Annotated in this window: 8 protein-coding genes; 2 read left to right on the forward strand and 6 right to left on the reverse strand. The window is 68.3% G+C overall.

What is annotated here, in order from left to right:
- Positions 1-591 (reverse strand): bifunctional 2-polyprenyl-6-hydroxyphenol methylase/3-demethylubiquinol 3-O-methyltransferase UbiG (locus Q4F73_RS09790; protein WP_303359163.1); only part of this gene is annotated, 591 nt, incomplete at its 3' end.
- A 237-nt stretch (positions 592-828) separates the two neighbouring features.
- Between Q4F73_RS09790 and Q4F73_RS09795 the strand changes: the two genes are divergently transcribed.
- Positions 829-1,170, forward strand: coding sequence for a type II toxin-antitoxin system HicB family antitoxin (locus tag Q4F73_RS09795; RefSeq protein WP_303359164.1), 342 nt, complete (start codon positions 829-831; stop codon positions 1,168-1,170).
- A gap of 72 nt (positions 1,171-1,242) precedes the next feature.
- Here Q4F73_RS09795 and Q4F73_RS09800 read toward each other — a convergent pair whose 3' ends face one another.
- Complete coding sequence (locus Q4F73_RS09800; protein ID WP_303359165.1) at positions 1,243-1,548, reverse strand: chorismate mutase; 306 nt, start codon at positions 1,546-1,548, stop codon at positions 1,243-1,245.
- Between the two features lie 56 nt (positions 1,549-1,604).
- Here Q4F73_RS09800 and pcrA point away from each other — a divergent pair, with 56 nt between their 5' ends.
- Positions 1,605-3,905 carry a DNA helicase PcrA gene (gene pcrA, locus Q4F73_RS09805; RefSeq protein ID WP_303359166.1) on the forward strand — a complete coding sequence of 767 codons (2,301 nt, stop codon included), beginning with the start codon at positions 1,605-1,607 and terminating at the stop codon, positions 3,903-3,905.
- Here pcrA and Q4F73_RS09810 read toward each other — a convergent pair whose 3' ends face one another.
- The 4 genes from Q4F73_RS09810 to Q4F73_RS09825 form a co-directional block, all read right to left on the reverse strand.
- A complete protein-coding gene (locus tag Q4F73_RS09810) occupies positions 3,906-4,685 on the reverse strand; it encodes a M23 family metallopeptidase (RefSeq protein WP_303359167.1) in 780 nt (259 codons plus the stop codon).
- A 202-nt stretch (positions 4,686-4,887) separates the two neighbouring features.
- On the reverse strand, positions 4,888-7,515 hold the full coding sequence (locus Q4F73_RS09815) for an FtsX-like permease family protein (protein ID WP_303359168.1): 2,628 nt from the start codon (positions 7,513-7,515) through the stop codon (positions 4,888-4,890).
- Positions 7,512-8,213, reverse strand: coding sequence for an ABC transporter ATP-binding protein (locus Q4F73_RS09820; RefSeq protein ID WP_303359169.1), 702 nt, complete (start codon positions 8,211-8,213; stop codon positions 7,512-7,514). Before Q4F73_RS09820 ends, Q4F73_RS09815 begins: the two co-directional genes overlap by 4 nt.
- A gap of 1 nt (position 8,214) precedes the next feature.
- A complete protein-coding gene (locus Q4F73_RS09825; protein ID WP_303359170.1) occupies positions 8,215-8,748 on the reverse strand; it encodes a PadR family transcriptional regulator in 534 nt (177 codons plus the stop codon).
- Between the last annotated feature and the right edge of the window lie 108 nt (positions 8,749-8,856).

Genomic DNA, 8,856 nt, shown 5'->3' on the forward strand with positions numbered 1-8,856 from the left:
AGGTTTCCGCCAGCGCAGTAGATAGCGGTAGTAGAGGCCGCGCCGGATACGGGCACCGGGAAGGAGGGCCCGCGCGGTGGCGCGAATCTCGGCGAGGCTCTCCCGGGGCGCAACGGTTGGCGCAGCAGTCTCGCGGGTTTCGCGGTGCAGCCTGGATCCGATGAATGCCGGCACCACCTGTAGCGCCGCCACCATCCAGTCACCCGGGCTGCGGTTGGCTGCCAGTCCCACGACCACGAGCTCCCCACCGGGGGTGAGTAGGTCGCGCGCTCTGGCAAGGGCCGATGTGAGATCCATGTGGTGGAGGCTGGCGACGAAGATGATCGTGTCGTAGGGATGCTCCGCGGTGTGCTCGTCGAAAGTCTCGGTGAGGACCGTGGCGTGGGGAAGGTGGGCCAGCCGTTGGGCGGCGCGGTCAGCCGTCGCGGGATCCGGTTCCAGCCCGACCAGTGTCCCGGCGTACGGTGCCAGCCGCTCCAGGAGCAGGCCGTCGCCGCACCCGACATCGAGCATGCGGGCGCGGGGGTGCTCGACGATGGCCCGGAGAATCCAGGGATGGTAGGCGGTGTTGTGGTTCCAGCAGCGGTGCACTGAGTCTCCTCGTAGGGGGCTTTCCCGGTGGTGCCGCATATGGTACTAAAGAAGTGTGGTTTCGGTGCAGAAGATCCTCGACCAGATGAACTCCAACCCTTCAGATGTACGGTACGCAGATCTCCACAAGGTCTGCGTCGAGTTCTTCGGCACCCCTCGTCGGAACAGCGGATCCCATTCGATAGTCAAGACTCCCTGGCCGGTGCTGGCCGCAATCAACAGACTCGGAGAACTGCCATGACCAACCAACAGGCTGACATTTCGCACTACACCTACCGCATTTCCTGGTCCCCGGCCGACGGGGACTATGTGGCGACCTGCGCTGAGTTCCCCTCTTTGTCCTGGTTGTCGCCGTCCCAGGTGGAGGCATTGACCGGCCTGCAGCTGCTCATCCGGGATGCGGTCAGCGACATGGTAGAGAGCGGGGAACCAGTCCCGGTGCCCTTCGCGGAACGCGTCTACTCCGGAAAGTTCAATCTGAGGGTGGGCAGTGAACTCCACCGCACCATGTCCATTGCAGCTGCTGAGGATGGTCTCAGTCTCAATCAGTACATCCTGCGCCGGCTCAGCAGCGCCTGAGGCGGAACCGCGGGCTCGGGGGCGGCGTCGATAAGCAAAATATCGGCGACGACGCAGGTGGTGACCTGCGGATCACCCCAGCCGCCCGCGCCCCATCCGCAGCAGGGCGTTGGCGATGACGGGCCCCTCGTGGCCGAGCTCCTCCCGGAACTGGTTGATGATGGCCAGCTCGCGGGTGTGCACGAGGCGGGTGCCGCCGGATCCCATGCGGGTCTTGCCGATGGCGCGGGAGACCTCGGTGCGACGGTTCACAGCGTCGAGAATGACGCGGTCGAGGCGGTCGATCTCCTGGCGGTACTGCTGGATCTCCGCGTCGGACAGCGGGTCATCGGTGCCCGTGGGCATGCGGATCTCGAAGTTGTCGGCGGGCTGCGTCATGGCAGCTATTGTGCCACGGCGGGGACATGTCCGGACCTACTAGTAGGTTGTTAGCCATGCAGCCAACCTCCTCTGATCTCACCCTCGGTCTCAATGAACAGCAGAAGGCGGCGGTCGAGCATTCCGGCTCGCCGCTGCTCATCGTGGCGGGTGCCGGGTCGGGTAAGACGGCGGTGCTCACCCGGCGTATCGCGCATCTCATGCGGGATCGGGGGGTGGCGCCGTGGGAGATCCTGGCGATCACGTTCACCAACAAGGCGGCGGCCGAGATGCGCGAGCGTGTCTCCGGCCTGGTGGGCCCGGTGGCGGAGCGGATGTGGGTGGCCACGTTCCACTCGGTGTGCGTGCGTATCCTGCGTCAGCAGGCGCAGCTGGTACCGGGGCTGAACACGAACTTCACCATCTACGATGCGGATGATTCGCGGCGCCTGCTCGGCATGATCGCCAAGGACCACAATCTGGATCTGAAGAAGTTCACCGCCCGTGTCCTGGCGAATGCCATCTCGAACCTCAAGAACGAGCTCATCGGCCCGGAGTCCGCGGCGGCGGATGCGGAGGCGGTGCGCAATCCCTTCGACATCACCGTGGCGCAGGTCTACGCCGATTACCAGCGGCGCCTGCGGGCGGCCAATGCCGTCGACTTCGATGATCTCATCGGCGAGGTGGTGCGCATCTTCCAGCAGCATCCGCAGGTGGTCGATCATTACCGGCGTCGCTTCCGGCATGTGCTTATCGACGAATACCAGGACACCAACCACGCCCAGTACATGCTGGTGGCCACGCTCGTCGGCACGGGCCCGGACGCCCCCGAGCTGTGTGTGGTGGGTGACTCCGACCAGTCGATCTACGCCTTCCGCGGGGCGACGATCCGCAACATCGAGGAATTCGAGCGGGACTACCCGCAGGCCCGCACCATCCTCCTGGAACAGAACTACCGCTCGACGCAGACGATCCTCAACGCCGCGAACGCGGTGATCTCCCGCAACGACGGCCGCCGGGAGAAGAAGCTGTGGACAGCGCTCGGTGAAGGACAGCAGATCGTCGGCTACGTCTCCGACAATGAGCACGATGAGGCCCGGTTCATCGCCGGGGAGGTCGACGCCCTGGCCGACCGCGGCCGCAACTACAGCGACATGGCGGTGATGTACCGCACGAACAACGCCTCCCGTGCGCTGGAGGAGGTGTTCATCCGCGCCGGCATCCCCTACAAGGTGGTCGGCGGCACGCGCTTCTACGAGCGCGCCGAGATCCGCGACATGGTCGCCTACCTGCGCGCGCTGCTGAACCCGGACGACACCGTCAGCCTGCGACGCATCATCAACACCCCGCGCCGGGGCATCGGTGACCGCGCGCAGGCGATGGTCGCCGTCCACGCCGAGAACAACGGCATGTCCTTCGGACAGGGGCTTATCGACGCCGCCGCGGACAAGGTCCCGCTCCTCAACCCCCGCGGGCGCAACGCCATCGTGAAGTTCAACGAGATGATGGACGGGCTGCGCGCCGAGATGCCGTCCCTGGACATCGGTGAGCTCATCTCCCGCATCCTCGACGTCTCCGGCTACCGCGAGCAGCTCGAGGCGAGCAATGACCCGCAGGACGGGGCACGTCTGGACAACCTCAACGAGCTCGTGTCGGTCGCCCGGGAGTTCTCCTCGGAGGCGGCGATGCAGGTGGCGTACGCGGAGATGGACGGCGGGGAGTTCTCCCTCGACGAGGGCGAACCGGAGCCGGGATCCCTGCAGGCGTTCCTGGAGAAGGTGTCGCTGGTGGCCGACGCCGATCAGATCCCCGACAACGAGCAGGGGGTGGTCACGCTCATGACCCTGCACACGGCGAAGGGCCTGGAGTTCCCGGTGGTCTTCCTCACCGGCTGGGAGGACGGGCAGTTCCCGCACCTGCGGGCGCTGGGCGATCCGCGGGAGCTGGCGGAGGAGCGGCGACTGGCCTATGTGGGCATCACCCGCGCCCGCGAGCAGCTCTATCTTTCGCGGGCGATGCTGCGGTCCTCGTGGGGCAACCCGATGACGAATCCCCCGAGCCGTTTCCTGGCGGAGGTGCCCTCCGAGCTCATCGACTGGCGTCGGGAGGAGCCGGAATCCTCGTGGGGAGGCGATTCCTGGGGACGGTCCACCCCGCAGCGCAGTGCCCCGCCCACGCCGAGCCTGCCGAAGGCGCGGCCGCGGAACAACGATCTGCACCTGGTGGTGGGGGACCGGGTCAACCACGACAAGTACGGGTTGGGCACGGTCATCTCGTCCGACGGCTCCGGGGCGCGGGCCACCGTGACCATCGACTTCGGCTCCTCCGGCAAGGTGCGCCTCATGCTCATCGGTGGGGTGCCGATGGAGAAGCTCTAGCTAGATGACGTCGATCCCGCGCTCGGAGAACCAGTCGACCGGGTCGGCGGGGGAGGTGCCGTCGGGGCGGATCTCGAAGTGGAGGTGCGGGCCCGTCGAGTGGCCCTCGTTGCCGATGGTGGCGATCTGGTCGCCGGCGTTGACACGCTGACCCACCACGACGTCGATGGTGTGGACGTGGCCGTAGACGGAGATGGAGCCGTCGTCGTGACGCAGGCGCACCCACTGACCGAAACCGTTGGCGCCGCCGGCGGAGATCACCTCACCGTCCATGACCGCCAGGACCGGGGTACCTATCGGGTCGGCGATGTCGATGCCCTCGTGCATCGACCCCCAGCGCGCGCCGTAGCCGGAGGTGAAACGCCCGGAGGTGGGGAAGACGACGGTGCGGCCGTCGGCGGTCTGGCCGCGGACCGGCGACATGCGGGGGGCGGGGAGGAGGTCGCTGAGGTCGAGGTCCTCGAGAGCATCGAGCCCGAGATCATCGGAGGAGACGACCGAGACGGAGCCGAGCAGTGCGGTGAGCGGGTCGAGGATGACCTTGAGGTCGGAGCTGCCGGTCGGGGTCGCCTCGGGGTCGGCCTCAGCCTCGGGGGAGTTGGCCTCGGCGATCTTGCCCACCGCAGTGAGCACGGTGAGGAGGTCGGCGAGTTCGGCACCGCTGACGCCGTCCCCGGTGACCTGGAAGGAGGCTTCCTGGGCCTGCGCCGGGGGTGCGATGGCTCCGGCGGCCAGTGCGGTCGTGAGGAGCGTGGCCGTGATTCCGGCGCGAGAGAGCATGCGTCCTGCCTTCGTTGGTGAGCACAATCGAGATCGAGTCAAAAGTACCGGGGGGCAGCGGGCCCCGGCAACGGATGAAAGTGCAGGTGGGCGCGTCGGTCGAGCGGAATCAACCAGATCCCCGCAGCTCAGACCCCTTGTTACTGGTGTGAATAAAGTGACACAAGTGAACCTGTGGGGTGTGGCTGCGGGGGTAGTGATCCTAGGTCTGGCGGTACTCCTGCTCGCCGAGCTGGCGATGGAACAGCGAACCGATCGCCCACGCCACCGCCGGGGTGATGACGAGGAGGATGAGCAGAACCGGCCAGTCGGCCGAGAGGTACGCGGCGGATCCGGTCTCCAGGACCGCTCCCGAGGGGTGGGCGATCGTCCGGGGGGAGACCATCCAGGCGGCCAGATACCCCGCCGCGACGCCCGCCAGCGATCCCACCAGGGCCAGGATCCCGGCGAAGGCGCCGGAGACCTGGGAGGGGAGGGAGGGTGGGGCTCCCACGGCGTCGAGAAGCGCGAACTGCCGGCGCGAACCCTGCCACGACAACGCGAGCACCAGCGTCAGCACGATGACCACCCCGGCGCCGAGGACCCCGGCGAAGGCCGCCGGCCACCATTCACCCGAGGTCGGGTAGGGGGAGATGGACACCGACGTGTCCACGGTCTGCTCGTCGACACGCGCCTGCAGCTCCAACCCCGCGCGGTAGGAGAGCGGCTCCCGGGGGGTGAAGACCGTTCCCAGGTACTCGACCGGTATCCCCAGGTCAGCCAGGGCGGACGGAGTGAGCAGGGGAGTGGCGGCCAGTTCCGGCAGGACCGGAATGGTCGGTGCGGTCACCTCGTTGAGGATGCGGGTCTCGGCAAGCGAGGGATCGTACTCCAGCTCCCGGACCTGCAGTTCGCTGTCGAGGGTGCCTTCCGACACCAGAATTCCGGGCTGCCCGAGTGCTGCCTCGGCGCGGGCCCGCGCGGCGTCGTCGAGCTCGACAAGCTCCAGGATCTCCGGCGAGGCCTCCACGAGTGCGCCACCCGACAGCTCCAGGGGCCCACTGACATGGTCACGGCGCAGGAGGGGCAGGCAGCGCTCCGAGGGGTCGTCTACGTGGCATTCATCCATGCGGTAGTTCACCTCGGGAAAGCCCGGCCGGTCGGAGTGGAAGCGGACACCGTAGAGGTCGGTACGAACGCTCGGCCCCGCGATCTCCTCCACGGTGCGGGCGACGTCGTCGATGCTCGCCGGGTCGGGCGCTGCCACCGGCTCCAGGGCCGGGGCAACGAGAATCGACGGTTCCCTGTACACCGACGCGTACAGCGCCTGGGTGCGGGCCTCGGAGGCGGACTGAAACGCCTGGGCGCCCACCGCAATGGCGAGGACCGCCATGATGGCCGCCAGCGCGGGGACGCTGCGCAGTGACTGCCTGCCGACATCCCGCAGGCTCAGGCGCAGGGGCAGAGGCGCGCGGGTGCCCAGGCGCCCCAGCCCCCACGCGATCGCGGGAGCGCTGGCCGCGAGCAGCAGCACGAGCAGGAGGGCGGGGACCATCGCCCAGAACAACAGCACCTCGGGCCTGACCATGAACCGCAGTGTCAACACAGATGCGGCGAGCAGCAGCAGTCCGATCGGTCCCACCGCCATCCAGGGTCGCCACGCCAGCAGGCGGTCGGGGCTGGATCCCTGCACGCCCGCGCTTATCGACGCCCGCGAGGCCACCACCGCCGGCAGCAGCGAGGCACAGGTGGACCCCACCACGGCGGTCGCCCACAGCGCCAGCACACCCAGCCACGGGATCGACAGGGGCCAGTCGGGGAACTTGAGGAACCACGCCACCGCGGTACCACCGACACCGAGGGCGGCACCCAGCGTGGCGCCGATGAGGCCCGAGAACAGCCCGTATGCCAGCACGGCCAGGCGGATATGCCACGGCGTCGCCCCCTGCGAGCTCATGAGGGCGAAGTCGCGGGACATGCGTGAGGTGGCGATGGTGAACACCGGGGAGATCACCAGGAGCAGCAGGGCGCCGACGAGCAGGAGCGCGGCCCCCACCACGACGTTGATGGACCAGTCGTTGAGCGGAGCGGCGGAGGAGTCGGGCACCTCGCGGAACTGCTCCGGCAGCGCTTCCGGAGGGGGCGGGTTGTCGATGACGTCCTGCGAGCGCACCGTGAAACCGACCTCATTGAGGGCGAGGACGTCGTCCCAGGTGAATTCCTCCGGGGTACTGACGGTCCAGGAGGCGGTGCCGAGCGTGTCGGTATCCGTGCGTACCGCCGCCGGTTCGATGATGGTGGGTTCCGCGACCAGCGAGGCGAACCCCGGCATGGTGCCGGCGACGGTGAACTCGAGTGCCTCGGGGTGCCCCTGCGGGGCAAACGAGATGGTGTCGCCCACCTCGGCCTGCAGGTTCCGGGCGTCCGACGTGCTCAACCAGATCTGACCGGGGGGTGGAACCCGACCGCCGACCATCTGCTCGATCGCCAGGTAGCTGCGGGCGTTGCCGAGCGTGGCATGGCCCCAGGTGCTGAACCGCATCTGCACGGAGGATCCCTCCGGCAGATGGGCCTGAAGGAGGGGGAGCAGGGCGTGATCGTCCCCGGGGTCCGCGTACTCGCATTCCACCGCCGAGGCGTCGACGTTCTGCACGCAGAAGCTTCCGCTGACCTGCACCTCCGTGCGGGGCTGCGCGATACGTGCGGCCCGGTCCTCGGCGTGGGTGTTCGTCCACAGCCACGTGCCGGCGAACACCGGCAGGGCGATGAGGAGCACGGCGGCCAGGATGCGCCAGGGGTGGCGGACGATGTCGCGCCGGGTGGGGCGGGTGGCGGCGAGGAGGGCACTCATGACAGCGCACCCCCGTCGTCGACGAGTCGCCCGTCGCGGACGACGATGACGCGGTCGGCCCACCCGGCAAACCGCGGCTCATGGGTGACGATCATGCCGGCCGCGCCCTCATCGACACGTTCGCGCAGGATGCGCAGGACGGCATCGCCGGTGCTGGTGTCGAGGGCGCCGGTGGGCTCGTCGGCAAGCAGGACGGAGCGATCACCGATGAGAGCGCGGGCAATGGCCGCGCGCTGCGCCTGCCCGCCGGAGATCTCCTCCGGGAAGCGGGTGTCCAGGCCGTCCAGCCCGACCTCCTGCAGGGCGATCCGGGCTGCGTCCCGGCACTGCTGCGGGCTGAGACCGTCGAGCTCCAGGGGCAGAGCGACGTTCTCGCCGACGGTCAGGGTGGGAACGAGATTGTAGTGCTGGAAGATGAGGCCGATCCGCGAGCGCCGCAGCAGCGCCGCCCGGGAAGGGGAGAGGTCGGCGGCGTCGGTGCCGTCGATAAGCACCCGACCGGAGGTCGGTGACTGCAGCAGTCCCGCCACATTGAGCAACGTGGACTTGCCGGAACCGGAGGGGCCCATGACGGCGACGAGTTCGCCGGGCTCGACGAGAAGGGAGACGTCCTCGAGGGCGACGACACGCCGCGGACCAGCGCCGAACACGCAGGTGACGTCCTGCAGCTCCAGGGGAGCGGGGGAGGTGGGGGACATGTCAGGACTCCTTCAGCGTCGGGTTGGTGAGGGCTTCGACGCGGTCGAGCCAACGGGCTTCGGCCTCCAGATCGAAGATGCGACGTTCGACCTGCAGGCGATCGGCCGTGCGGGTGTCGTCGAGGTGGCGGGAGGCGCGGTTGAGCTCCCGCAGTTGGGCGATGGTGGAGCGGCGCTGCTGATCGAGCAGCGCGATGAGATCGATGGCGGGGTTGTGGGCGGCGAGGGAGACCTTGATGACCAGTTCGTCGCGCTCCGTCGATGGCCGGTGGACGGGGGCGGTCCACCACTCGGTGAGCAGGTCCGCCCCGGCGGGGGTCAGCTGGTAGGCGTCGGCGGGCCGGTTGTTGGCGCCCGTGATGGTGCCGGCGACCTCGATGAGGCCGTCGCGTTCGAGGCGTCCCAGAGTCTGCGTGACCTGGCCGATGTTGAGGGGCCAGACGGCGCGGGTGCGGTCGCTGAACTGCTGTTGGAGCTGGCTGGCGGAATAGGGACCGTCGGCCAGCAACGCCAGGAGCGAATGCTTGATGGACATGGCGGATCCTTGCGGTGGGAAGGGCGGGGAGGTTACCCGGTAACTTGCAGGTTACTCGGTAACTTGGGCGGTGTGCAAGATCTGACCTGAACGACGTTCAGATTCGTG

Origin of the sequence: Corynebacterium sp. (assembly GCF_030535495.1) — a bacterium.
Lineage (GTDB): Bacteria > Actinomycetota > Actinomycetes > Mycobacteriales > Mycobacteriaceae > Corynebacterium.